This is a genomic window from Virgibacillus sp. NKC19-16 (assembly GCF_021560035.1).
Lineage (GTDB): Bacteria > Bacillota > Bacilli > Bacillales > Amphibacillaceae > Virgibacillus_L > Virgibacillus_L salidurans.
Genome location: NZ_CP074373.1, coordinates 876,406 through 901,148 on the forward strand (window position 1 = coordinate 876,406; position 24,743 = coordinate 901,148).

General features: G+C 43.1%; 19 protein-coding genes, 3 pseudogenes and 1 riboswitch. Of the genes and pseudogenes, 19 read left to right on the top strand and 3 right to left on the bottom strand.

Translation table 11 applies throughout. The annotated features are described in order from the left end of the window. The first annotated feature begins 46 nt into the window (after positions 1 to 46). Positions 47 to 757 (top strand): gamma-glutamyl-gamma-aminobutyrate hydrolase family protein, encoded by a 711-nt coding sequence (locus KFZ58_RS04770; RefSeq protein ID WP_235793686.1) that lies wholly within the window; start codon positions 47 to 49, stop codon positions 755 to 757. A gap of 36 nt (positions 758 to 793) precedes the next feature. Here the strand turns inward: KFZ58_RS04770 and msrA are convergent. Beyond that, positions 794 to 1,272: pseudogene (gene msrA, locus KFZ58_RS04775) on the bottom strand (peptide-methionine (S)-S-oxide reductase MsrA). Positions 1,273 to 1,400: 128 nt separating this feature from the next. Between msrA and KFZ58_RS04780 the strand changes: the two are divergent. From KFZ58_RS04780 to KFZ58_RS04800, 5 genes are all read left to right on the top strand, one after another. Then, positions 1,401 to 1,967, top strand: coding sequence for an MOSC domain-containing protein (locus tag KFZ58_RS04780; protein ID WP_235793688.1), 567 nt, complete (start codon positions 1,401 to 1,403; stop codon positions 1,965 to 1,967). 215 nt (positions 1,968 to 2,182) lie between these two features. Further along, positions 2,183 to 6,103, top strand: a complete 3,921-nt coding sequence (locus tag KFZ58_RS04785) for a S8 family serine peptidase (RefSeq protein WP_235793689.1) — start codon at positions 2,183 to 2,185, stop codon at positions 6,101 to 6,103. Positions 6,104 to 6,191: 88 nt separating this feature from the next. Then, a complete protein-coding gene (locus tag KFZ58_RS04790; RefSeq protein WP_235793690.1) occupies positions 6,192 to 6,689 on the top strand; it encodes a hypothetical protein in 498 nt (165 codons plus the stop codon). A gap of 34 nt (positions 6,690 to 6,723) precedes the next feature. Then, a complete protein-coding gene (gene sipW / locus KFZ58_RS04795) occupies positions 6,724 to 7,290 on the top strand; it encodes a signal peptidase I SipW (RefSeq protein WP_235793692.1) in 567 nt (188 codons plus the stop codon). A gap of 27 nt (positions 7,291 to 7,317) precedes the next feature. Then, entirely contained in the window at positions 7,318 to 7,908 is a 591-nt protein-coding gene (locus KFZ58_RS04800) for a CalY family protein (RefSeq protein WP_235793693.1), read from the top strand. 510 nt (positions 7,909 to 8,418) lie between these two features. Here the strand turns inward: KFZ58_RS04800 and KFZ58_RS04805 are convergent. Further along, complete coding sequence (locus KFZ58_RS04805; RefSeq protein ID WP_235793696.1) at positions 8,419 to 9,915, bottom strand: glycine betaine uptake BCCT transporter; 1,497 nt, start codon at positions 9,913 to 9,915, stop codon at positions 8,419 to 8,421. A gap of 336 nt (positions 9,916 to 10,251) precedes the next feature. Here KFZ58_RS04805 and KFZ58_RS04810 point away from each other — a divergent pair, with 336 nt between their 5' ends. Then, positions 10,252 to 10,863 carry a DUF2179 domain-containing protein gene (locus tag KFZ58_RS04810; RefSeq protein WP_235793697.1) on the top strand — a complete coding sequence of 204 codons (612 nt, stop codon included), beginning with the start codon at positions 10,252 to 10,254 and terminating at the stop codon, positions 10,861 to 10,863. A 71-nt stretch (positions 10,864 to 10,934) separates the two neighbouring features. On the opposite strand, the gene KFZ58_RS04815 is transcribed toward KFZ58_RS04810, so the two are convergent. Then, positions 10,935 to 11,759, bottom strand: coding sequence for an aldo/keto reductase (locus KFZ58_RS04815; protein ID WP_235793698.1), 825 nt, complete (start codon positions 11,757 to 11,759; stop codon positions 10,935 to 10,937). Between the two features lie 172 nt (positions 11,760 to 11,931). Here KFZ58_RS04815 and KFZ58_RS04820 point away from each other — a divergent pair, with 172 nt between their 5' ends. The 12 genes and pseudogenes from KFZ58_RS04820 to purH all read left to right on the top strand — a co-directional run bounded on the left by KFZ58_RS04820 (position 11,932) and on the right by purH (position 24,576). Beyond that, a complete protein-coding gene (locus tag KFZ58_RS04820; RefSeq protein WP_235793699.1) occupies positions 11,932 to 12,840 on the top strand; it encodes an SDR family oxidoreductase in 909 nt (302 codons plus the stop codon). A gap of 113 nt (positions 12,841 to 12,953) precedes the next feature. Further along, positions 12,954 to 13,054: riboswitch (purine riboswitch) on the top strand. Between the two features lie 231 nt (positions 13,055 to 13,285). Beyond that, a complete protein-coding gene (gene purE, locus KFZ58_RS04825) occupies positions 13,286 to 13,777 on the top strand; it encodes a 5-(carboxyamino)imidazole ribonucleotide mutase (protein ID WP_235793700.1) in 492 nt (163 codons plus the stop codon). Then, entirely contained in the window at positions 13,764 to 14,897 is a 1,134-nt protein-coding gene (purK, locus tag KFZ58_RS04830) for a 5-(carboxyamino)imidazole ribonucleotide synthase (protein ID WP_235793701.1), read from the top strand. Before purE ends, purK begins: the two co-directional genes overlap by 14 nt. Beyond that, positions 14,894 to 16,198: an adenylosuccinate lyase gene (gene purB, locus KFZ58_RS04835; RefSeq protein WP_235793702.1), complete on the top strand. Its 1,305-nt coding sequence runs from the start codon at positions 14,894 to 14,896 to the stop codon at positions 16,196 to 16,198. Before purK ends, purB begins: the two co-directional genes overlap by 4 nt. Position 16,199: 1 nt before the next feature. Continuing rightward, positions 16,200 to 16,913, top strand: coding sequence for a phosphoribosylaminoimidazolesuccinocarboxamide synthase (gene purC, locus KFZ58_RS04840; RefSeq protein WP_235793703.1), 714 nt, complete (start codon positions 16,200 to 16,202; stop codon positions 16,911 to 16,913). Continuing rightward, the gene (gene purS, locus KFZ58_RS04845; RefSeq protein ID WP_235793704.1) at positions 16,910 to 17,161 is read left to right on the top strand and encodes a phosphoribosylformylglycinamidine synthase subunit PurS; all 252 of its coding nucleotides are present in this window, start codon (positions 16,910 to 16,912) and stop codon (positions 17,159 to 17,161) included. Before purC ends, purS begins: the two co-directional genes overlap by 4 nt. Then, positions 17,158 to 17,841: a phosphoribosylformylglycinamidine synthase subunit PurQ gene (gene purQ, locus KFZ58_RS04850; protein ID WP_235793705.1), complete on the top strand. Its 684-nt coding sequence runs from the start codon at positions 17,158 to 17,160 to the stop codon at positions 17,839 to 17,841. Before purS ends, purQ begins: the two co-directional genes overlap by 4 nt. Further along, positions 17,825 to 20,053, top strand: a complete 2,229-nt coding sequence (gene purL, locus KFZ58_RS04855) for a phosphoribosylformylglycinamidine synthase subunit PurL (RefSeq protein WP_235793706.1) — start codon at positions 17,825 to 17,827, stop codon at positions 20,051 to 20,053. The genes purQ and purL overlap by 17 nt, the downstream gene beginning before the upstream one ends. Beyond that, a complete protein-coding gene (gene purF, locus KFZ58_RS04860) occupies positions 20,029 to 21,441 on the top strand; it encodes an amidophosphoribosyltransferase (RefSeq protein ID WP_235793707.1) in 1,413 nt (470 codons plus the stop codon). The genes purL and purF overlap by 25 nt, the downstream gene beginning before the upstream one ends. A gap of 17 nt (positions 21,442 to 21,458) precedes the next feature. After that, positions 21,459 to 22,477 (top strand): annotated as a pseudogene (purM, locus tag KFZ58_RS04865) (phosphoribosylformylglycinamidine cyclo-ligase). Beyond that, positions 22,474 to 23,034, top strand: coding sequence for a phosphoribosylglycinamide formyltransferase (purN, locus tag KFZ58_RS04870; protein ID WP_235793708.1), 561 nt, complete (start codon positions 22,474 to 22,476; stop codon positions 23,032 to 23,034). The pseudogene purM and the gene purN overlap by 4 nt, the downstream one beginning before the upstream one ends. Before the next feature lie 10 nt (positions 23,035 to 23,044). Then, positions 23,045 to 24,576, top strand: a pseudogene (gene purH, locus KFZ58_RS04875) (bifunctional phosphoribosylaminoimidazolecarboxamide formyltransferase/IMP cyclohydrolase). Positions 24,577 to 24,743: the final 167 nt, after the last annotated feature.

The following is a 24,743-nucleotide window of genomic DNA, read 5'->3' on the forward strand; positions in this document are numbered from 1 at the left end:
AAATCATAAGCTGTATAGGAATGCGGAAATATGAGGGGGAAAACATATGAAACCATTAATTGGAATAACATCATCGATGGAAATTGACCAATCGCATTACGCGGTCACCAATCGTAATGTGAAGGCTATTATGCGGGCAGGGGGGATGCCTGTCATGTTGCCATATTTTATAGAAGAGGAAGATGTCGATCAAATTGCCAATCAGATCGATGGTTTATATGCGACAGGTGGATATGATATTGATCCAACACTGTTCGAGGAGGAGCCGCATCCTAATCTCGGGACAATTATTCCCGCACGTGACCAGTCGGAAATTGCGGTCATGAACAAGCTGCTTGAAAGGGGTAAACCTATTTTAGGTGTCTGCCGAGGTGCCCAAACATTAAATATTGCGGCAGGCGGGGATATGTACCAGGATATCTATGGGCAAATTAATCGGGAGCTGCTTCAGCATTCGCAAAAAGCGCCACTGTATCATGGCTCTCATTTTGTGCATGTGCAGGAAGGATCCCTGCTGCATCATCTAACAGGTTCTGCAAAATTCCGTGTCAACAGCCTGCATCATCAGGCAAATCGGGGTGTATCTGGAGCTTTTCAAATTAGCGGAAAAGCAAATGATGGTATCGTCGAGGCTGTCGAAAGTAAGATCCATCCATTTGCGCTTGGGTTGCAGTGGCACCCGGAATCAATGGCAGAATCGGGAGATGTGGCATCACTTCAGATTTATGAAGGGTTTATTGCCGCTTGTGAAAAATAGGGGAAGCGTGCGCTATTAGGCGTACGCTTCATTAGATTATTTTCCCCATACTGCTTCAATAAACTCATCCCTGCCCGACTTCGCCCGGTCTTCTTTATATTCCTGTTCACTTTTTTATAAAAGTCCTGATGATAATCCTCAGCAGGATAAAACGTCTTAGTGGGTAAAATTTGCGTTACAATCGGTTTGGAAAATTTTCCGCTTTGTTCAAGCTCCTTTTTAGAACCCTCAGCTAATTCCAGTTGTTCCTCGTCAGTATAAAAAATTGCCGCACGATACGAATCACCGCGATCTTGAAATTGTCCGCCATCATCGGTCGGATCAATTTGTTGCCAGAATATATTTAGGATAGTTTCATACGTGATGATGCTAGGATCATAGGTGATTTCGACAGCTTCATAGTGACCGGATTTCCCGCTTTTCACGTCTTCATATGTCGGATTTTCGAGATGTCCACCGGTATAGCCTGAAACAACGCTGTGAATCCCGTCCCATTGATCGAATGGCTTCACCATACACCAGAAGCATCCGCCAGCGAAGGTAGCTTTTTTATATTTCGTCAATTATTTTCCCCCCAATTGTTACAATCGTATAAATCAAGTAGAATAGATATACTATAACATATCATAAAGCAGGTGACAGGATGGAAGAACCATACGTACATAAAATTTTTATCGAAAAAGTAGAGCAAAAGAACGAAAAAATAGACTTACGTAAAGAAGGATTTTCGGAGAATGATGCGGAGAAAGCGATATTCGCCTATCCGATTAAGCATTATATGTTTTGGCAGGAAGAAGTAGATGCTGAATCTATTGATATGGGCACGTTGGGTGAAAATTTTTCCATTCTGGAAATGGATGAATTTACGGTTTGTATTGGTGATACATTTAAAATAGGTGATGCAATTATACAAGTTTCGCAGCCTTTTCAGCCATATTGGGAACTTGATAAGATGCGTTTTGCAAAACAAATGGTGCAAAGCGGGCGCACTGGCTGGTATTTTCGCGTATTACAGGAAGGTTACGTGCAGCCAGAATCGGATATGGAATTAATTGACCAACCCTACCCACAATGGTCCATCGCCGCTTGTAATGAAATTATGTTCCTCGATAAGGAAGACCTGCGTTTAGCCGATGATCTCGCCTCCTGTGATTTACTCGCTAAGGAATGGCGAATAACCATGAAAAAACGCTTGCGTGGTATCTTTTAATCGATGATATTGGACTTTCCGATTGCCGGAAAGTCCAATTTTTTTGAATCCTAAATTCAGCAAATTTTTCATATTTATGACATTTTACCCATGTCTTTGTGCACTGGTGAAATCTATTAAAATTCTATACTATTACAATATAACTGAATATTAAGTATTAAAATTAATAGGAAGGAGTAAAGAGAAGCGAAACAACTTTCATAAGGGGGATTTGAATGTTAAAACGAATTGCCGCGTTGTTGCTCGCTGTTTTACTGGTTGCGGGTAACTTCTCATTTGCCAGTGCAACAAGTATAACTGGCAAAACGTTTGATGGAAACGTTACAAAAAAGTCTAATACAGAAAAATTAGAGGAAACCGAAGACCCGGATAAAGACGTTAGAGTTGTTGTTGAGATGGAGGATGAAGCACCAATTGAAAAGGCAACACAAAGAGGTGTGACGTTTAATAGTTTGCAAGAAACCCAAAAACAAGAGCTTGAAAATGAAGCAAAAGCACAGCAAGAATCCGTTAAACAGCAAATGACAACAGATCAGGTGGAAGCTACATACTTACAAGAATTTACAGCTGTTATGAATGGTTTTAGTGCAGAAGTAAAACAAGGGGACCTTGAGCAGATTGAAGAAATTCCCGATGTAAAATCCGTACACATCGTGAATGAGTATGAGCAGCCAAAGGTCGAGCCAGAAATGAAATATAGTAAAGAATTGGTAGAAGCACAAAAAATGTGGCGTGATTACGGCTACAAAGGGGAGGGCATGACGGTTGGTGTAATCGATACCGGGATTGATCCAGACCACCGTGACATGGTGCTTTCCGGCGACACGGAGCCAGCACATACGCAAGAATCTGTCGAAGAATCAATCGATGAACATGATTTACCGGGTGATTTTTATACAGACAAAGTTCCCTATGGCTACAACTATATGGATGAAAATGACGAAATCCGTGATGTAGCAAATGGCGCTTCCATGCACGGCATGCATGTTGCTGGGACAGTTGGCGCCAATGGAGACGAGGATAATGGCGGAATTATGGGAATTGCCCCGGAAGCACAGCTTTTAGCTTTGAAAGTTTTCGGAAATGACCCTGAAATGCAATCAACCTATGGCGATATCTATATCAAAGCCATTGATGATGCGATTAAACTTGGTGTTGATGCATTGAACATGAGCCTTGGTTCAACTGCCGGATTTGTGGATGAAACGTCACCCGAACAGCAAGCAGTAAGTCGTGCGGTGGATAATGGTGTTCTCATGTCCATTTCAGCAGGTAACTCGGCATTGTTCGCAGATGGATTTTATTATCCACTTGCCACGAATCCGGATTATGGCCTAAGCGGTTCACCAGGGGTCTCCTATGATTCGATGCAAGTAGCCTCTTTTGAAAATTCAAACATAGAAGTAGAAGCAGTGGACTATACGACTGATGAAGAAACAGGCAGCGCACCATTCCTGTCAGCGGGAAATACACATCCTTCAGATTATGTAGAGAACAGTTTTGAGGTTGTAGAAGCCGGGCTTGGACTGCCAGAGGACTTTGCAGATATTGATGTAACAGGAAAGTATGTACTTGTCCAGCGTGGTGAAAATCCGTTTACAGAAAAAGCAATAAATGCCCAGGAAGCTGGTGCAGAAGGTGTCATTATTTATAATAATGTAGATGGTATTGTCAACATGGCTACGGAAGACGCAATCGAGATTCCGCAGCTGTTCATGCTGAAAAATGATGGTGACAGACTAGTAAATGCGATAAGGGATGGCCAAGAAGTCACATTGGATTTCACAGGTGGCTCGTCAACAATTGATAACCCGGATGCTGGAAACATGAGTGCTTTCACTTCATGGGGCCTGACCCCGAACCTGGATTTCAAACCGGAAATTACCGCGCCAGGCGGACAAATTTTATCAACATTGAATAACGACGAATATGGATTGATGAGCGGTACATCGATGGCTGCACCACATGTGGCAGGTGGGGGAGCTCTCGTGCTGCAGTACGTTGATGAGGAATTTGGGCTGGAAAATGCGGAGCGCGTTCTTCAGGCTAAAAATATTATGATGAACACAGGAAAATTGGTGGAGTTTGACGGAGCATTTGTGTCACCACGACGTCAGGGTGCTGGTTTGATGCAGCTGCATAGCGCATTGTCCACACCGGTAATTGTCACCGAATCAGAGACAAATGAAGCGAAAGTAGCCTTAAAGGAAATTACAGAAAATGAAGTAACCTTTGAGCTGACTGCAGAGAACTATACGGATGAAGCAGTTACGTATGAGGTGGAAGCAAACGCGCAAACAGATCAATTTGTGCAAAATGGGGAAGACGTATTAGTTGCGCCAAATCAATTCGGTGCGCTGGATCTTGATGGTACAGCTACCGTTAACGGGGAAGCTGTAAGTACAGTTGAAGTACCTGCAGGTGGAACGTCAACCATTACTGTTACTGTTGATGTTAGTGAAGCAGACGAAGCATTAACGGAGTATTTCACGAATGGTTACTGGTTAGAAGGTTTTGTCACCTTAACCGATCCACAAGACGTGAATCCGGAGCTACATGTTCCTTATGTTGGATTTAAAGGTGAATGGGACAGTTCTCCAATTGTGGACAAACCTGTGTGGGACGAAGATACCTATTATGGAATGACTGGTGTTGTCACATCAGTAGGTGAAGAGTCATACGGCTTCCTTGGTGAAGACACCCAAACAGGGGAAGTTGATCCGGAAAACATCGCCTTCTCACCAGACGGGGACGGCAGGCAGGATGATGCATTAATGATACTTTCCTTCCTTAGAAATGCAAAGGAAGTGAAATTTAACGTCTTAGATGAAAACAAAGAAACGGTGCGCACAATTACGACTGAATCACATGTCAGAAAGAACTATTATGATAGCGGCCTGGCACCAATGTATTCTCTATCTTCTTCTCGTGTCTGGGATGGAAAAATAGACGGGGAGCAAGCACCAGAGGGTCAGTATTACCTGCAGGTCGAAGCGGTCATTGATTATGATGATGCGAGCTGGCAATCCCTTGAAATCCCGGTAGAACTTGATGTAACTGCACCGGAACTGGAAGCAGATTTTAATGAGGAGGAACAGATAGTAACTGTTGATGCGGGAGATAATGAAAATGGAAGTGGTCTCGCCCATTGGGATGTTCAGGTTGATGGAGAATCTATTCTTGACGAACCTTACGCAGAAGACGTTAACGAACACCAATTAACGAAAAAATTACAGCCTGATCAAACATTAACCGTCATTGCAGTTGACTATGCAGGAAATCAAACAGAGGAAGATGCAACGGAAGCAACAGATACAACCATACCAAATCTGCATCTGCAAAAACCGGAATTCCTTGGTGTACAAACGGATAGAGAAGTGGAATTCTCAGGCTATGTAACCGACAAATCAGGTGTAAAAGAAGTAACGGTTGACGGGGAACAAGCAGGAGTCACCTACAATGAAGAAGAGGACCGTTACGACTTTACCTATACACTGACACATGAGGAAGATGGCTACTTTTTCCATCATATTAAAGCGGTGGACAATGCCGAAAATGAAGCGGAAATCGGCCGCAGGTATTTTGTCGATACACAAGCAGCAACGTTAGAGGTAGATACGGATGAAAAAACGGGTTCAGGTACCATAAATGTAGATGCTAACATCACTGATAATTTTGATGATATCAGACTCTATGTTAATGATAGTGAAATTTATAAGCACGAACAAACAGAACCATATGGGATGAACGGATTTAATGAAACGATTACAGACATTGAACTGGATCTTGAGCTAGGTGAAAACGAGTTTGTGTTCAAAGTCGTTGATCTCGGAGGACATGAAACAACTGAAAAGCTAACGATTGAGCAGGAAGCCAGTATTGCACAAATGAAAAGTCTTGTAGAACAGTACAACGATGACGGTGAGATTGCAGATGATGAAACCGCAAGAATGCTTGATACGCAATTGACAGCAATCGATCATTATGCAGGCAGCGAGCAAAATGAAAAAGCGATCAAACATATGAACAATTTCAAACAATTACTTGATTTTCAACAGGATAGGGAAATGATCTCGGAAAATGCAGTAGAAACTCTGCATGAATATGCTGATTATTTGATTGAAGAATGGCAGTAAATTTTTCGGGGGGATGGAGCTCGGGTGTTTGTTACCGAGCTCCGGAACCTTTCCACTGGACTATAAGAAGATTGAAAGGAGTGGTACATTGAGACGTCACGACCAATCAAGGAAGCATCGAAACAGCAATAAACACTTTCTAATTCGACTATTCGCCATCACGTACCTGCTATTTTTAATTGTGTCACAGGCAGTGGCTCCAACAACAGCACACTTTTCAGATACAACCACCAAAGATGGGAGCATTTCCATCGCTTCATCATTTGGTGAGACGGATAAAGAGCAAGGAAACGAGGATGCGCAGGTTGATAGCGCAGAGGAAGAACAGGTAAGCAAGAAAAAGCAGGGTGATAGGGCGGATGAAAATATAGAAACAGAGAGCGAAGCAGCGGAAAGTGGTACGAACAGTGAAGAAGACGGGCAGCAACGGGAAGATAAAGAAAAGGAAGAGAAAGACAGCTCAGTTTCTGAATCTGATGACCAACAAGTGGAAGAAAATAAAAAGGTGTCTGGTGATGAATCGGAACAAGAAGACGAAGACTCTGAAGATATGGAAGCAGATAGTGATGATGAAGAAGAATCCTAATTAAAGCTTTTTACATCGATGGAGGGATGGATTAATGAGCGGAAAAAGTGTGTTAAAAGTGATCAGTAATCTCGTCACAATTGTATTATTTATCGTGCTCCTGCTAACCTTATTCCTTGTCGTCTCAATGAAGGCATCAGGAGGGGAACCCAGTCTATTTGGTTACCAACTAAAAACGGTATTGTCCGGATCGATGGAGCCTGATATTCAAACAGGCTCGATTATCTCGATTAAGGAAGTTGACGATCCGACTGGCTTTCAAACAGGTGATGTCATCACATTCCGAACAGAGGAAGATATCCTGGTTACGCATAGAATCATGGAGGTTAATGAAGGTGGAAGCCAATATATAACAAAAGGGGATGCCAATAATGCAGCCGATGTAGAGCCGGTAAACGCTGAGAATGTGGTCGGATCCTACACAGGGTTTACCATTCCATACATTGGCTATGTGATGAATTTTGCCAACTCAAGTGAAGGCGCAGCGCTACTTCTCGTTATACCAGGGATTTTCTTGATTATTTATTCTGCGGTCACGATTTGGGGAGCGCTTCGTCAGTTGGATCAAGGAAAAAAAGAAGTGAACACAAATACAGAATGAAAGAATTTTAAAGGGGGAATTTATCAAATGGGTATGAAAAAGCAAATTGGCATGGGCGTCATATCAGCAGCACTTGGTTTAACATTAATCGGTGGAGGAACGTATGCCTATTTCAGTTCCAGCGAAACGACGAATAACACGTTCGCAGCGGGGACCCTCGATCTCTCGGTAAATCCAACAACTATTATTGACGTGGGTGAATTACAACCAGGTGATTCCGTCACGCGCGATTTCGAACTGGCAAACAATGGCTCGCTGGATATTGAAAAGGTAACGCTCGATACGGATTACAGTGTTATAGATGCAAATGGGGATAACACAGATGATTTTGGCAGCCATATTGAAGTGGAGTTTCTATACAATGCCAGCAAAATAGATGAAGTTATTTTTAGAACAACACTGGCAGAACTAAGGAGTATGGAACCAGAAGCGGTGAATGAACATATATTTTATCCAGCTCTCGGTGAACAAGGCCTTCCCGCTGATGGAGAAGCAGATGACTTAGTCGTCAAATTTAATTTCATTGATAATGGTGAAGATCAAAATCAATTTCAAGGCGATTCATTAAACCTTGAATGGACATTTAATGCCGAGCAGGCGACCGGTGAGGATGAGTAAACGGGTTTATATAAGGGCTCTTTTCGTAAGTATTGTTGCTTTGAAAGATTCGCAATTGATATAGACTATGACGTATCTTGATATGCTTGTTAATCCTCTGCTCCGGAAATACACTTCGCGCACCTTAGGGCGGCTGATGAGCCTCCTCGTGCTGACGCACTGCGGGGTCTCACTAGCCTTTAGCTCCCACAGAAGTCTTCGTATATTTCCTCCGCTGGCATTCCGGTTATCGCCGAAATGATCGAACCACCTCACCAGTTCGGGTGAGCGAAGGGCGGTGACTCCTGCGGGAACAAATATTTTCGGTAGGACGAACCTTTGGTGCAGTCCTAATTTATTAGAAAACAGCCTATATAAAAGAGCTATCTCAGGCGGTTAGTTTAGTGAGCCGAATGAGATAGCTTTTTCATTTTGACAGATAAGAATATAGATTATCGGATTTTCTTAGCCGTGACAGCAAGGAAAGGAGTGCGCAGTTCTATCCCCATTTTTTTCTTATTTATCATTCATTTAAACCTTTTTTCTTTGTTTCATCGACCTAAGTTCCGTCTGCAGTCCTTTTAACAAAGATATGGCCATGAGTATTACAATAAAAGAAAACGGGAACGCTGCGGCTATAACCGTGTTCTGCAGTGCTGTTAATCCTCCCACATATAATAGGACTATGGCTACAGAGGACAGTGCCAGCCCCCAGACGATTTTTATGCTGTTGCCGGGGTTCAGAGATCCATTGGTTGTCTGGATTCCCAACACAAAGGTGGCCGAATCGGCAGAAGTGATAAAGAATGTCAAAATCAGTAAGATAGAGATCAGAGACAATAGAAACGAAAATGGTAAATTAGCAAACATCTGGAAGTTCATTATCTCGATGGCGTACTGTGTCAGATCTACGCCGCTTTGTTGTACAGTGATCGCTGTGGTGCCAAAGGTGGAGAACCATATGCCGCAAAGTACGGTTGGCACAATCATTACACCAATCATAAATTCTCTAATTGTTCTACCACGGGATACTCGGGCGATGAACATTCCAACAAATGGCGACCAGGAAATCCACCATGCCCAATAGAAAATGGTCCAGTCATCCAGCCATGCACGATTATCCGTGCCCAAAGGAGCAGTACGGAAGCTCATTTGAATTATGTTCTGCAGATAATACCCGAAAGACTCCGTGAACAAATTCATAATAAGTAGGGTTGGGCCGATAAGTAATATGCTGACAAATAGCAAGGCTGCTAATACCATGTTAGCATTTGATAAATATTTTATTCCTTTGCTTAAGCCGGACCAGGCAGATATTAAAAATAATACCGTAATGACAGCGATGATGATAAATTGGGTGGCGAAATTTGCTTCCAATCCGAATAGGTATTCAAGTCCAGCATTAATCTGAGCAGCACCAAGTCCCAGCGAGGTTGCCACCCCGAATATGGTTGCAAATGTAGCCAGCACGTCGATTGCCTTTCCAAACGGTCCTTTCATCCTGTCACCGAGTAACGGCTTCAGTGTGGAGGAAATTAAACCGGGCTCTCCTTTCCGAAACTGGAAGAAAGCCAGGGATAGTGCGACTAACCCGTACATAGCCCAGCCATGCAGTCCATAATGGAAAAAGGTGAACATAAGGCCTTCTTTTATTGCCTGATCCGTACCGGGTTCTGATAATGGAGCGTCTGAAAAAGAATGAAGCAGCGGTTCGGCTGCACCATAGAATACAAGACCGATACCTAGTCCCGCAGAGAAAAGCATGGCAATCCATGTCGGGGTGGCGAAATCAGGTCTTTCCTTATCTTTACCCAATCGGATTTTACCGTAAGGACTAAATGCGATAAAGACTGATACAGCGATAAATCCCAGCATAATCCACATGTAATACCAGCCAAAAGTTGTTGACAGGAACGTATTCAGATCTGTTGTAATTCTTTCCGCCACTACAGGAAATAAAGCTCCTAATAATACTGCAATTATTATCAAGGCGGCAGTTATATAAAAGACACTCGAAACTCTTTTCATGCAGATCCCCCCGTAAAGTTGAATTATCTTTACTAAATTATGAGATTAGTATGGCTGATTATTGGGATGGATATACAAATGCCTGTACCGGTTAAACAAAAAATTAAAAAACTCTTTTTTTGTCCAAAATAAATAATCTATTCACTATTATCCTCAAAACCAATACAATGGAAGTTAAGAAATTTTTCGATCGTGCCACCTTTTCACAACTATATTCGATTGTAGTTGGGAGAAGGTGGCATTCATAATGAATTTCCTTCATGTTTTCTAAATTATTTCCATATAAATGTAAAATAAGGTATTCTAAAGAAATAGGAGATTTAGGAGGGTGTTAGGTTGCTGGAAAATGCATTTGTCATGGTTGTGATCATTCTTGTAATAAATATCGTATATGTAACGTTATCAACAATGAGAATGATCCTTACATTAAAGGGGCGCAGATATATAGCTGCGTTTGTTAGCATGTTTGAAATCGTTATGTATGTCCTAGGGCTCGGGCTTGTGCTTGATAATTTAGACCAAGTTCAGAACATTATTGCCTATGCAGTTGGTTTTGGGACTGGTGTAATTATTGGAACAAAAATTGAAGAGAAATTGGCATTAGGCTATATAACCGTAAATGTGGTCTCCTCAAATCCGGATATTGAATTTACGCGCAAACTACGGGATAAGGGCTATGGTGTTACAAGCTGGTTCGCCTATGGAATGGATGGCGACCGTCTGTCCATGCAGATTTTAACACCTAGAAAATATGAGCTTAGACTGTATGAAACCATAAAGACAATTGACCCGAAAGCATTTATTATTTCATACGAACCGAAGCAAATCCATGGTGGCTTCTGGGTGAAGCAGGTACGTAAAGGGAGACTGATGAACCCGAAGAAAGGTAATGCAGGGGCAAGTGCTAGACCTTCAGCACAACCAGGAGCCACAGAGAGGGAAGATTAGGGGGCCTGTCCCGCGCTACGCTACTACATTAACACTTTAAGGCGGACGGACAGACAGGCCCCATAGATGTTTTACCGATTATTATTCTCACTAGGAACTTGATTATTTCGTTCGTTACGATCCAAGGAGACTATTTGATCCATATCTGCCTCACTTAGCTCAAAATCAAAGATATTATAGTTTTCCTTCATACGCGAAGGTGTCACCGTTTTTGGAATCACAACGACATCTGATTGAAGATGCCAGCGAAGAATTACTTGTGCTGGTGTCTTACTATGCTTATCAGCTATTTCTTGAATTACATCATTTTGCATAACTTTGGTACCGTTCATTAATGGACTATATGCCTCCAGTAGAATGCCATGGTCCATGCAAAACTGTTTTAGTTCTTTTTGCTGTAAATAAGGGTGGCACTCGACCTGGTTCACAGCAGGTGTCACTTCACACTCATCCATGATCCGCTTTAGATGTTCGATATCAAAGTTACAGACCCCAATTGCTTTTGTGCGTCCATCTTTATAGATTTTTTCCAATGCTTTATATGTCTCTACATATGTGTCATACTTTGGTGTTGGCCAGTGAATGAGATATAAGTCAACATAATCAAGACCCAGTTTTTCAAGGCTTTCATCAAATGCCTTTAATGTATTTTCATAACCTTGATCTGCATTCGCTAATTTGGTCGTAATAAATAAATCCTCGCGTGGTACATTGCTGCCTGCCAAGGCTTCTCCCACACCATACTCATTACCATAAACTTTAGCAGTGTCTATTAAGCGATATTCAGCTTTCAGTGCTTGTTCTACTGCCTCGGTTACTTCTTCGTTAGGTACTTTCCACACACCATAGCCGAGCTGTGGTATATGAAGTCCATTGTTTAGCGTTTTGTATTGCATGAAATCGCTCCCTTTCTGATGGTATTTCCATTTTATCATATTTTAGAGGGTCTGTTTATCTCGACGAGTCTGTTCATGGTGGGCAGGTCGCATAGAGCAGAGCCCTTAAAGCACGCTTTCCATTTATTCCGAATACATTGCATACAAACGCCCAGTATAGGAGGAAAATGGAATGTATTACAAGTATCGCGAAGACGCACGCTACGCTGAATATGGCCAATTACCAACAGATTTCCCGCCACAGCATCAGGATCAGCAACCTGGTATTGAGTCATTAATGGAGCCGCGACCAATTATAGAGGATCCGTGTTATAAAGGTGCAGAAAAGTTAAAAGATAAGGTAGCAATTATTACTGGTGGGGACAGCGGAATCGGGGCAGCTGCAGCGATTGCTTTTGCCAAAGAGGGAGCGGATGTTGTAATTCCTTATTATTACTCTTACGAAAATGAGGACGCTTATCGGACCAAACATAGAATTGAGCAACTTGGAAGAAAATGTCTCTTAATTATTGGTGACCTGCGCGACGAGAAGCATTGCAAAGATGTGATCAAGCAGACCTTACATTATTTTGGAAAAGTAGATGTTTTGGTGAACCATCATGGTGTACAATTCACACAGGACAGCTTACTTGATATTTCTAAGGAACAAATAGAGGCGACGTTTCAAACAAATGTTTTCGCCTTCTTTTATCTGACGAAGGCGGCTTTACCGTATATGAAAAAAGGAAGCACCATCATCAATACTACCTCCATTACTGCTTATGAAGGTGATGTGCAATTGATCGATTATTCAGCGACCAAAGGAGCGATCGTTTCTTTTACAAGATCCTTGTCGCAAAATATTGTGGACAAAGGAATTAGGGTAAACGCGGTAGCTCCTGGGCCGATCTGGACACCATTAATTCCTGCGAGTTTTTCCGCTGAAGATGTCGCAACCCAGTTTGGCAAAGATGTACCGATGAAACGCGCGGGTCAACCGTTTGAGGTTGCACCAGCTTATGTTTATCTCGCTTCAGCTGATTCTTCCTATGTTACAGGGCAGGTTATTCATGTGAATGGCGGGGCGCCGGTAAGCTCCTAATGGGAAACGATTTACGGTTTTTGATCAAAAACCGAACATTATATTAAAATTATATTAAAATGTTCGATATTTTATTGATTTATATCAGCTGATTTGTTATGATTAATTCAGGCAAACAAATAAATACGTTACCTCATATATTTCCTGAGAATATGGCTCAGAAGTTTCTACCCGGCACCGTAAATGCCGGACTATGGGGGAGGATGAATCATTGCATATGCAATCAATGGTTAAAAGCGTTCTGTCTGGCAGAATCGCCGGTGACTCGTAATTGTAAAACTAATACTTCGAACGGCAAGGTTTATACGTTCTCCGATTAGAGGTCCTTGCTTACACGTTTCGTCACTATCGATTGCTTTTTGGGCAAAGCTAGTCTATTCATCTTCTCTCATATATGAGGGGAGAAGAATAGACTTTTTTATTTATACAAAGAAAGAGGGATTACATGGCTCAAGTTGGTGTCATAATGGGAAGCATTTCAGATTGGGAGACAATGGAGCATACATGCAAGGGATTAGATGAGTTGCATATTCCCTATGAAAAAGAGATTATTTCCGCACATCGTACGCCAGATGAAATGTTCGCCTATGCAAAAGCTGCTCGAGATCGTGGTTTGAAGGTAATCATTGCAGGCGCAGGAGGGGCCGCACATCTACCTGGAATGGTGGCATCTCAAACAACGTTGCCGGTGATCGGCGTTCCGGTTCAGAGCAAAGCGCTAGAGGGTCTGGATTCTCTTCTATCAATTGTGCAAATGCCGGGCGGTGTACCAACTGCGACAGTGGCAATAGGCAAGGCTGGTGCAACAAACGCAGGGCTCCTCGCAGCACAAATAATTGGTGCTTTTGACGGGGATGTAGCAGCAACACTTACAACCTACCGTGAAAATATGCAAGCAAAAGTTTCAGAAATGAGGGATGATCTTGCAAAAAAATAATACTTCCATTTTACCAGGCCAAACAATTGGAATAATCGGTGGCGGCCAGCTTGGGCGCATGATGGCAATTGCAGCAAAATATATGGGTTATTATATAGCTGTGCTTGACCCAACGACTAATTGTCCAGCGTCTCAAGTGGCGGATAAACAAATTACCGCAGCCTACGACGATAAGCAAGCCATAAAGGAACTAACAGAAATGGCAGACGTGGTTACATACGAATTTGAAAATGTGGATTTGACTGCAGCCACTTATATAGAAGAAAAAGGGAAACTGCCTCAGGGGCCATATGCATTAGAAATCACGCAAAACCGGGAAAAAGAAAAGCAGCTAATGAAGGATCTGGGGCTACCAATTCCGGATTTTTCTATTATTACAAATGGTAGAGAGTGCGAAGAGGTGCTAAAAACATTTTCCTTCCCGGCTGTAATTAAGACATGCAGCGGTGGTTATGACGGGAAAGGCCAACTTAAGTTAAAGTCTCAAGCTGACATTCAACAAGCGGTTGATTTTGCGGAAAAAAACAGCCATTGCATTATCGAAGAGTGGGTGACATTTGATAAGGAAATTTCAGTAATCTTCACAAGAGCCAAATCAGGTGAAATCTCATTTTTTCCAATTGCTGAAAATGATCATAAGGATCACATCCTTTATCAAACGCAAGTTCCGGCACGTATTAGCGAAGAAGTTCAGAATAAAGCATACAAAGCTGCGGAAAAGCTTGCTGAGAAAATGAATGTAGTTGGGACGTTTGCGATTGAGATATTCGTTCAAGGGGAAGACATTTTCCTGAATGAAATGGCGCCACGACCGCATAATTCCGGACATTATACGATTGAGGCATGCAATATATCGCAATTCGCGCAGCACATCCGGGCTATTGCTGGCCTTCCGTTAGCCCCTATTAAGCTATTAGAGCCCGCGGCAATGATTAATATTCTAGGAGAAGATCTTGATGGTGTGTTAAGAGCATTGCCTAAAATGGAAGATGGATTTGTTCATCTGTATGGTAAAGTGGAAGCAAAGACGAAGCGGAAAATGGGGCATACTACATTTATAGCGGAAACGCAAGAAGAAATAAAACAGCAGATAAGCAGATTTGAGGAGGCAAAACGATGATTGATCGTTACACCAGGGAAGAAATGGGATCCATTTGGACCGAGGAAAATAAATTCAAGGCATGGTTGGAAGTGGAGATTCTTGCGTGTGAGGCATGGAATGAATTAGGTGTAATCCCTGCTGAAGACGTGAAAAAGCTTCGAGAAAATGCAGCCTTTGATATCAACCGCATCTATGAAATTGAACAGGAAACAAGGCATGACGTTGTAGCATTCACCCGTGCGGTATCGGAAACTTTAGGGGAAGAACGGAAATGGGTCCATTACGGATTGACCTCTACAGACGTGGTCGATACGGCTCTCTCTTATCAATTGAAACAGGCAAATGAAATCATTCGCAAAGATATAACGAACTTCATTGAGATTTTAAAAAATAAAGCCATCGAACATCAGCATACCGTTATGATGGGTCGCACACACGGGGTGCATGCAGAACCGACAACATTTGGCTTAAAGCTTGCTCTCTATTATGAGGAAATGAAACGAAATCTGGAGCGGTTTGAATTAGCTGCCAAGAACATCGAATTCGGAAAGCTTTCTGGCGCAGTTGGAACCTATGCCAATATTGACCCATTTGTTGAGAAATATGTATGCGGGCATCTTGGGCTGACGCCAGCACCTGTGTCAACACAAACCCTGCAGCGGGACCGTCACGCAGATTATGTTTCAGCTCTCGCTTTAATTGCCACATCGATTGAAAAATTTGCAACCGAAATTCGCAACTTGCAAAAAACGGAAACACGCGAAGTAGAGGAATTATTTGCGAAAGGCCAAAAAGGATCATCAGCCATGCCTCATAAGCGCAACCCAATTGGATCAGAAAATATGACCGGAATGGCACGCGTCGTTCGCGGCTACATGATGACGGCGTATGAAAATGTGTCCCTATGGCATGAACGTGACATCTCCCATTCCTCAGCAGAGCGGGTGATTTTGCCGGATACTACGATTGCTGTGAATTATATGCTGAATCGCTTCGGAAACATCGTAAAAAATCTTACTGTTTTTCCGGAAAATATGAAGCGTAATATGGATAAGACACATGGCGTGATTTTTTCCCAACGCGTACTACTCACCCTAATTGATAAAGGAATGGCTCGTGAAACGGCATACGATATTGTTCAGCCAAAAGCCATGGAGGCATGGGAGACAGCAACGCATTTCAAACAGCTTGTAGAAGCAGATGAACAAATCACGGCAAAACTAACGCGAGCAGAAATCGATGCTTGCTTTGACTACACATACCATTTGAAAAATGTGGATGGCATCTTTAACCGAATCGGATTAACAAGAGGTGAGTAATATGAAGGATGCGCTTTTGTATGAGGGTAAGGCGAAGCAGGTTTATGCGGCGAAAAATAAACCCGGACAACTGGTTTTATCCTATAAAAATGATGCAACAGCTTTTAATGGGGAGAAGAAGGAAGTTTTTAACGGAAAAGGGCGCCTGAATAACGAAATTTCATCGCGTATTTTCCCAATCCTTCATGAAAATGGGATAAAAACCCATTTTATTGAACGACTGAATGAAACGGAACAGCTTGTTTATCAAACGGAAATTATTCCACTGGAGGTTGTTGTTCGCAATAAGGCAACTGGCAGTATTACAAAACGACTTGGCATCAAAGAAAAAACACCGTTCGAGCCACCGCTCGTTGAATTATTTTACAAGGATGATGACTTAGGGGATCCGTTGATTAATGATGAACATGCGTTGTTCTTAAGCAACGTCACACCATCGGAGTTAAAAGAAATCAAAGCAACTGCGCTGGAAATCAATAAAAGCTTAAGTACATTATTCGAATCTATCAATATAACGCTGGTAGATTTCAAGCTGGAATTTGGACGAATGGAAGATGGTCGCATTGTCCTTGCTGATGAAATTTCTCCGGATACATGCAGATTATGGGATAGTAACACACAGGAAAAATTGGATAAGGATGTTTTCCGTCAGGGGACAGGTGACTTAATCGAGGTATATGAAGAAATTTTGCAGCGACTGGAGGCAACGTCATGAAAAAAGTAACGGTTCACATTACGTTGAAACAAGGTGTTCTGGATCCACAGGGAAAAGCAATACAGGAGTCATTGAATTCCCTAGGCTATCAGGAAATCCAAGAGGCTCGTGTCGGGAAGTATATCGAACTGCAGGTAGAAGATGGGCCAGACTTGGAAGCACGTGTAAAAGAAATGTGTGACAAACTGCTGGCAAATCCGGTTATTGAAGATTATTCCATTAGCACGGAGGGGGCTCGTCAATCGTGAAATTTGCTGTGATTGTCTTTCCAGGATCCAACTGTGACCGGGATATGTATCATGCGGTGAAAGAGATACTTCAGGAAGAAGCAGATCTGGTCTGGTATCAGGAGGCTAATCTCGAAAACTATGACGCTATTCTTCTGCCAGGTGGTTTTTCCTATGGGGACTACCTACGTTCCGGGGCGGTTGCGTCAACTTCAGCTGTGATGAAACAGATTAAGAAACATGCCGCAGAAGGAAAGCCGGTCCTCGGTGTTTGTAATGGATTTCAAGTGTTAACAGAAGCGGAACTCTTGCCCGGTGCGATGATGCGCAATAAACATCTTTCGTTTATGTGCCATCAAGAATCATTAGTTGTGGAAAATGACAATTCGATTTTCACCACTGGCTATAAAAAAGGGGAAGTTGTTCGTTTTCCGATTGCCCATGGGGAAGGAAATTACTTCTGTGATGAGGAAATACTCGAAGAACTAAAAGCAAATAATCAAATCGCCTTTACCTATCAAAACAATCCAAATGGATCGGTAGCAGATATTGCCGGGATTATCAATAAAGCAGGTAATGTGCTTGGCATGATGCCACATCCGGAGCGTGCTGTGGAGGCATTGCTTGGCAGTGATGATGGTGTAAAATTATTTCAGTCCATGATCCAAAATTGGAGGGATACTTATGCTCGGAACGCATGACATTAGCCCGGAAAAAGTAGAACAGGGACAGTTATATGAAAATATGGGATTAAGCGACCAGGAATTTGCTGGGATAAAAGACATTTTGAAACGTCATCCGAATTTTACCGAGACGGGGATATTTTCCGTGATGTGGTCGGAACATTGTAGCTATAAAACGTCCAAACCCTTGCTGAAAAAGTTCCCAACAAAAGCACCTCATGTCCTTCAAGGGCCGGGAGAGGGTGCAGGAGTTATTGATATTGGTGACAACGAGGCAGTTGTTTTTAAAGTGGAAAGTCATAATCATCCCTCTGCAGTGGAGCCGTACCAAGGGGCTGCGACAGGTGTCGGTGGAATCCTCCGTGATGTTTTTTCGATGGGTGCCCGGCCGATTGCGTTGATGAATTCACTCAGGTTCGGAAATTTAACGACAGATCGCACGAAGTATCTTTTTACAGAGGTTGTAAATGGGATAGCAAGCTACGGCAACTGTGTTGGGGTCCCGACGGTTGGTGGCGAAATTCAATTTGATGACAGCTATGAGGAGAACCCACTTGTGAATGCAATGGCCATTGGTTTAATCAACCATGATGACATGCAAAAGGGAATTGCAGCAGGAGTCGGCAACACCGTTATTTATGCAGGCGCGCCTACCGGTCGTGACGGGATTCACGGGGCAACATTTGCTTCCGTTGATCTAGCAGAGGATTCGGATAAGGACCGTCCGGCTGTTCAGGTCGGAGATCCATTTATGGAAAAACTTTTGATTGAGGCATCCTTAGAAGTCATTCACTCGGACGCATTGATTGGTATGCAGGATATGGGTGCAGCCGGACTTACATCGTCAGCAAGTGAAATGGCCAGTAGTGCCGGGACAGGGATGGAAATGAATCTGGACCTGGTGCCACAGCGTGAACAAAACATGAACGCCTATGAACTCATGCTGTCCGAATCACAGGAGCGCATGCTTCTATGTGTGAAAAAAGGACGCGAAAAAGAAATTATAGATATTTTTGAAAAATATGGTCTGCAGGCAGTTGTTGTTGGCGAAGTGATTGAGGAAAAGGTGTTCCGCATCAAGCAGCACGGTGAAGTGATGGCAGATATCCCGGTTGATGCATTAGCGGAAGCGGCACCTGTTTATCATATGCCATCAACAGAAGCGAGTTATTACAAGGAATTTCAGAAAATAGAAAATAGCATCCCCCATGTGGAAGATCATACAGAAATGTTAAAACAGCTCTTGCAGCAGCCGACAATAGCTAGTAAGGAATGGGTTTATGATCAGTATGACTCCATGGTGCAAACCAATACAGTTGTATCCCCTGGGTCCGATGCAGCGGTTATACGGATTAAAGGAACCGAAAAAGCACTGGCGATTTCCACCGATTGTAACTCACGTTATATCTATTTGGATCCGGAAACAGGTGGAAAAATTGCTGTAGCTGAAGCAGCAAGAAATATCGTCTGCTCAGGCGCAACACCACTTGGACTGACAGATGGGCTGAATTTCGGCAACCCTACAAATCCGGAAGTCTTTTGGCAAATGGAAAAGAGTGTTGACGGGATGAGTGCGGCATGTACAGCGCTTGGTACACCAGTTATTGGAGGCAATGTTTCTCTTTATAACCAATCAAATGGGAACTCCATTTTCCCAACCCCGGTTGTCGGAATGGTTGGCTTGCATTCGTCATTGAATCATATTACACCAAGTTATTTTCAGGCAGCAGGAGATTTAATTTATTTGATTGGCGAGACGAAAGCGGAATTTGGAGGAAGCGAGCTGCAGAATATCCTGGAAGGTAAATACCAAGGAAAAGCACCTGCGATTGACTTGGAGGAGGAAGCTATCCGGCAAAATCAGTTACTTACTGCGATACATCAAGGGAGTGTTCAGTCGGCACATGATCTTGCGGAAGGCGGATTAGCTGTTGCTTTAGCGGAAAGTATTTTTAATGAAAAGGGGTTAGGCATTGATGTTGAACTGGAAGGTGATACAACAGTAGCCCTATTCAGTGAATCTCAATCACGATTTTTAGTGTCGGTAAAAGAAGAAAATAAAGCGCGGTTTGAAGAAGTCGTAGAAAACGCTCGTCAAATCGGTATGGTGACCTCAGGTGGAAAACTTAACATAAACATAAATAATACAAGTGTCATTCAGGAAGATACGGCCAAACTAAAGAGTTTATGGAAAGGAGCTATCCCATGCTTGCTGAAGTCAATGGCATAAATGAGGAATGCGGCGTATTTGGAATTTGGGGCCATGAAAAGGCAGCGGAGCTTACGTATTATGGCCTGCATTCGATGCAGCATCGCGGGCAAGAAGGTGCTGGCATCGTTGTAAATGATGGCGGCGAAGAATTAATCTCGCATAAAGGGATGGGTTTAGTTAATGATGTGTTTAAGCATGCCAAGTTTGAGGCACTTTCCGGACGTGCTTCTGCAGGGCACGTTCGTTACACTACACAAGGGGCAAAAGCAATCGAAAATGTTCAGCCACTGCTGTTTCGTACGCAAACGGGAAGTATGGCATTAGCACATAACGGAAATATCATGAATGCCCATAAACTGCGCGGCGAGCTAGAGGATCAGGGTAGTATTTTGCAAACATCATCCGATACAGAAGTACTTGCCCATCTCATTAAACAGAGCGGTATGCAGACAAATGAGGAATCCATCGCTGAGGCGCTTAATAAAATTGTCGGTGCCTATGCCTATTTGATTTTAACAGAGGATAAAATGTATGCAGCACTGGATCCAAGTGGTATCAGGCCGCTATCCATTGGAAAACTTGGCGATGCTTATGTCGTTGCATCGGAAACATGTGCCTTTGACCAAATAGGTGCGACGTTTGTTCGTGAAGTCCTGCCAGGTGAACTTGTTACGATTAGCGATGAAGGTACTAGGTCTACCCGATTTGCCACCTCCGAGCAGCGAAGCATGTGTGCAATGGAATATGTCTATTTATCGAGGCCGGATAGTGATTTAAATCATGTAAATGTACATGCCACGCGGAAGCGGATGGGCGCCGAACTAGCCAAGGAATCTCCTGTTGAAGCAGATATGGTGATCGGGGTACCGGATTCCAGTATTTCAGCTGCGATTGGCTATGCAGAAGAAAGTGGATTGCCGTATGAAATGGGGATCATTAAAAACCGCTATGTTGGAAGGACGTTTATTCAGCCTTCTCAGGACCTAAGGGAACAAGGCGTGAAAATGAAACTAGCACCGGTTCGTGGAATCGTGGAAGGGAAACGGATTGTGATGATCGATGATTCGATTGTTCGCGGGACGACGAGTAAGCGAATAGTCCATATGCTAAAAGAGGCAGGAGCTTTGGAGATTCATGTTCGCATCGCTTCTCCTTCGATTCAACATCCATGCTATTACGGGATTGATATGTCTACAAGAGACGAATTAATCGCTGCGAATCATACCACAGAGGAAATGTGTGATATTATCGGGGCAGACAGCGTGGCTTATTTATCAGAAGTCGGTCTTGAAAAAGCAATCGTCAAAGATAAAACAATACACCAAGGGATTTGTATGGCCTGCATGACAGGGAATTATCCTGTGAAAGAAGAAAGGGAAAGAGAAATATCCTACACAAATGGCTAATGGAAGGGGGATCTAGCATGTCAGATGTTTATAAAGATGCCGGAGTAGATGTGGATAAAGGCTATGAAGCCGTTGAGCGAATGCAGAAACATATTGCGAAAACGACTCGACCTGAGGTGTTGGGTGGAATTGGAGCATTTGCCGGACTATTTGAATTAACATCCTTTAACTATAAAGAACCAGTTATGGTCTCTGGAACAGATGGTGTCGGTACAAAACTGAAGCTTGCCTTTGAATTGGGAAAGCATGACACGGTAGGTATTGATTTGGTCGCCATGTGTGTGAATGACATTGTCGCACAAGGAGCCAGACCCCTATTTTTCCTGGATTATATTGCCTGTGGTAAAAATGAGCCGGAAATGATTGAAAGTATTGTTGCAGGAATCTCCACTGGGTGCGTGGACGCGGGTGCTGCGTTGATTGGTGGCGAAACAGCTGAGATGCCAGGCTTGTATTCGGAAAATGAATATGATTTGGCGGGATTTACTGTCGGCATTGCTGAAAAATCAAGATTGATCACTGGTGCGTCCATTCAGGCTGGGGATGTTGTCATTGGTCTTCCAGCCAGTGGAATTCACTCGAATGGCTACTCGCTTGTACGTAAAATCGTGGCGGACTTAGATTTATCCGAGCAGTATGCTGGCCTGTCTAGGTCACTTAGCGAGACGCTGCTTACACCTACGAAAATTTATGCGAAAGCCGTAGCCGCAGTTTTAGAAAACCATTCCATTAAAGGAATCTCTCATATCACCGGCGGCGGATTTTATGAAAATTTCCCCCGGATGCTCCCTGAGGGTTAGGTGTGGAGCTTGATCCATCAAGCTGGGAAATGCCTGCAATTTTTCCATTTTTACAGAAAACTGCTGGTATTTCTGATAAAGAGATGTATGGTGTTTTTAATATGGGGATCGGCATGGCGTTGGTTGTTGAGGAAAAACATGCGAATCAAATAGTAGCGGTATTGCATGAAAATGGTGAGAATGCATCGATTATTGGTAATGTAGTTGCAAATGAAGGGGTGCATTTCACATCATGAGTAAGGTAAAAGCAGCCGTTTTTGCTTCAGGTACAGGCAGTAATTTTCAGGCAATGTTAGAGACGGATCTCGCTTGTGATGTGGTGCTGCTTGTTTGTGATAAACCAGGGGCAGCAGTATTGGATAGGGCTGCCGAACGAGGCGTGCCAACATTCGTGTTTGATCCGAAATCATTTGCGTCTAGAGAGGATTATGAAGCGGAAATCATCGAAAAGTTACATGAAGCTGGCGTCACGTGGATTTTTCTCGCCGGGTATATGCGAATTGCCGGCGCAACATTATTGCAGGCGTTTGAAGAGAAAATCATTAATATTCATCCGTCGCTACTTCCGGCTTTTCCCGGGAAGGATGCGATTGAACAGGCGCACGATGCAGGTGTGGAAAAAACAGGTGTAACCGTGCATTATATTGATGAAGGTATTGATACAGGGCCGATTATCGCGCAAGAGTCAGTAGATATTTTTCCAAGTGATACCATCGACGCGCTGCGAACACGCTTGCAGCAACTGGAACACAACTTATATCCACAGGTTATTAATCAGCTAATTTTAAAGTGAGGGATTTTTCATGCAAAAACGAGCACTTATTAGTGTTTCCAATAAAGAAGATATAACAGATTTTGCTAAAGGACTTATTGAACTGGATTATGAAATTATATCCACTGGGGGACATTGCGCGCCATTCAAGACGCTGGAATTCCTGCAAAGGCAGTAGAGGATATTACTGGATTCCCGGAAATAATGGAGGGGCGTGTAAAAACACTTCACCCATATGTGCATGGAGGATTACTGGGAAAACGTTCAAGCCGACTACATAGAAGACAGATGGATGAAAATAAAATTTCTCCGATTGATATGGTTGTTGTGAACCTATATCCGTTTAAAGAGACCCTTCAAAAGACAGGAGTTACAAATGATGAAATTATCGAAAACATCGATATTGGCGGGCCAGCCATGCTTCGCTCAAGTGCAAAGAATTATCAGGATGTCACCGTGGTTGTCGACCCACAAGATTATGAACAGGTGCTTATGGATTTACGTGAGGATAGTTTAGACGTTGAAAAACGCAGGAGTTTAGCCGCGAAAGTCTTTCGGCACACAGCGAACTATGACGCACTTATCGCAAACTACTTTGCTACAGAAACGGGAGAGGATTTTCCGGAAACCTATACCGTTACATATGAAAAATCACAGGGGTTGCGTTACGGGGAAAACCCGCATCAGCAAGCGGCGTTTTATAAAAATCCTGTATCTATAAGCGTGAGTCTTGCTGCAGCGAGTCAGTTGCACGGAAAAGAGCTATCCTATAATAATATTCAAGACGGGAATGCCGCGCTTGAAATTTTATCCGAATATAGTGATCCGGCAACCGTTGCTGTGAAGCATATGAATCCATGCGGAATTGGTGTAGCAGATGGTTTATTCCAAGCTTTTCAAAAAACGTATGATGCAGATCCGGTATCAATATTCGGTGGTATTGTTGCTTGTAATAGAGAAATAGATACGGCCACTGCAGAAAAATTGAGTGAGATATTTTTAGAGATTGTGATTGCTCCAGGATTTACAGAAGAGGCTCTGGAAATTTTAACCCGAAAGAAAAACATTCGGTTGTTGGAGCTTGAAATGAAGGGTGACGGGGCATCATATCATAAACTCACAACGATAAAAGGCGGTGTGCTGATTCAACATAATGATTATGGTGAGGTTGCGGAAGAAGAATTAACTGTTGCGACAGAGCGCGAGCCTACAGCGCGGGAATTAATGGATCTGCAGTTTGCCTGGAAAGCCGTGAAACATGTGAAATCCAACGCAATTGTGTTAGGAAAAGATAATCAGACAGTCGGCGTTGGTGCTGGGCAAATGAATCGAATCGGATCAGCGGAGATTGCGATAGAGCAAGCTGGTGAAAAAGCGCGTGGATCCGTGCTAGCTTCAGATGCCTTTTTCCCAATGCCGGATACGGTAGAAGCGGCCGTCAGAGCAGGGGTCACTGCTATCATTCAGCCGGGCGGGTCCAAGCGTGATCAGGATTCTGTCGATGTATGTAATGAGCATGGTATCGCAATGGTTTACACAGGAATGCGTCATTTCAAACACTAATAATGTGTGTTCAAAAAGGAGGATAAAAAGGACCGAGAAGTTCGAGGGGGCGTAGCTTTGAGTAGCGGAACGTATGCACTTAATACGTGAGGAACGGAAAAGCAAGCCAACGAAGAAATTCGATGTGTCATTTTTACCGGACTTTTTGAACATCCTCTAATTGAAAG

Excerpts from the sequence above, each read along its gene's own strand:
- sipW (WP_235793692.1), top strand. The coding sequence starts at position 6,724 with ATGAGCGGAAAAAGTGTGTTAAAAGTGATCAGTAATCTCGTCACAATT.
- purC (WP_235793703.1), top strand. The coding sequence starts at position 16,200 with ATGAAGGATGCGCTTTTGTATGAGGGTAAGGCGAAGCAGGTTTATGCG.
- KFZ58_RS04815 (WP_235793698.1), bottom strand. The coding sequence starts at position 11,759 with ATGCAATACAAAACGCTAAACAATGGACTTCATATACCACAGCTCGGC.
- KFZ58_RS04805 (WP_235793696.1), bottom strand. The coding sequence starts at position 9,915 with ATGAAAAGAGTTTCGAGTGTCTTTTATATAACTGCCGCCTTGATAATA.
- KFZ58_RS04780 (WP_235793688.1), top strand. The coding sequence starts at position 1,401 with ATGGAAGAACCATACGTACATAAAATTTTTATCGAAAAAGTAGAGCAA.
- KFZ58_RS04800 (WP_235793693.1), top strand. The coding sequence starts at position 7,318 with ATGGGTATGAAAAAGCAAATTGGCATGGGCGTCATATCAGCAGCACTT.
- purB (WP_235793702.1), top strand. The coding sequence starts at position 14,894 with ATGATTGATCGTTACACCAGGGAAGAAATGGGATCCATTTGGACCGAG.
- purE (WP_235793700.1), top strand. The coding sequence starts at position 13,286 with ATGGCTCAAGTTGGTGTCATAATGGGAAGCATTTCAGATTGGGAGACA.
- KFZ58_RS04820 (WP_235793699.1), top strand. The coding sequence starts at position 11,932 with ATGTATTACAAGTATCGCGAAGACGCACGCTACGCTGAATATGGCCAA.
- purL (WP_235793706.1), top strand. The coding sequence starts at position 17,825 with ATGCTCGGAACGCATGACATTAGCCCGGAAAAAGTAGAACAGGGACAG.
- KFZ58_RS04785 (WP_235793689.1), top strand. The coding sequence starts at position 2,183 with ATGTTAAAACGAATTGCCGCGTTGTTGCTCGCTGTTTTACTGGTTGCG.
- purS (WP_235793704.1), top strand. The coding sequence starts at position 16,910 with ATGAAAAAAGTAACGGTTCACATTACGTTGAAACAAGGTGTTCTGGAT.
- purF (WP_235793707.1), top strand. The coding sequence starts at position 20,029 with ATGCTTGCTGAAGTCAATGGCATAAATGAGGAATGCGGCGTATTTGGA.
- KFZ58_RS04770 (WP_235793686.1), top strand. The coding sequence starts at position 47 with ATGAAACCATTAATTGGAATAACATCATCGATGGAAATTGACCAATCG.
- purN (WP_235793708.1), top strand. The coding sequence starts at position 22,474 with ATGAGTAAGGTAAAAGCAGCCGTTTTTGCTTCAGGTACAGGCAGTAAT.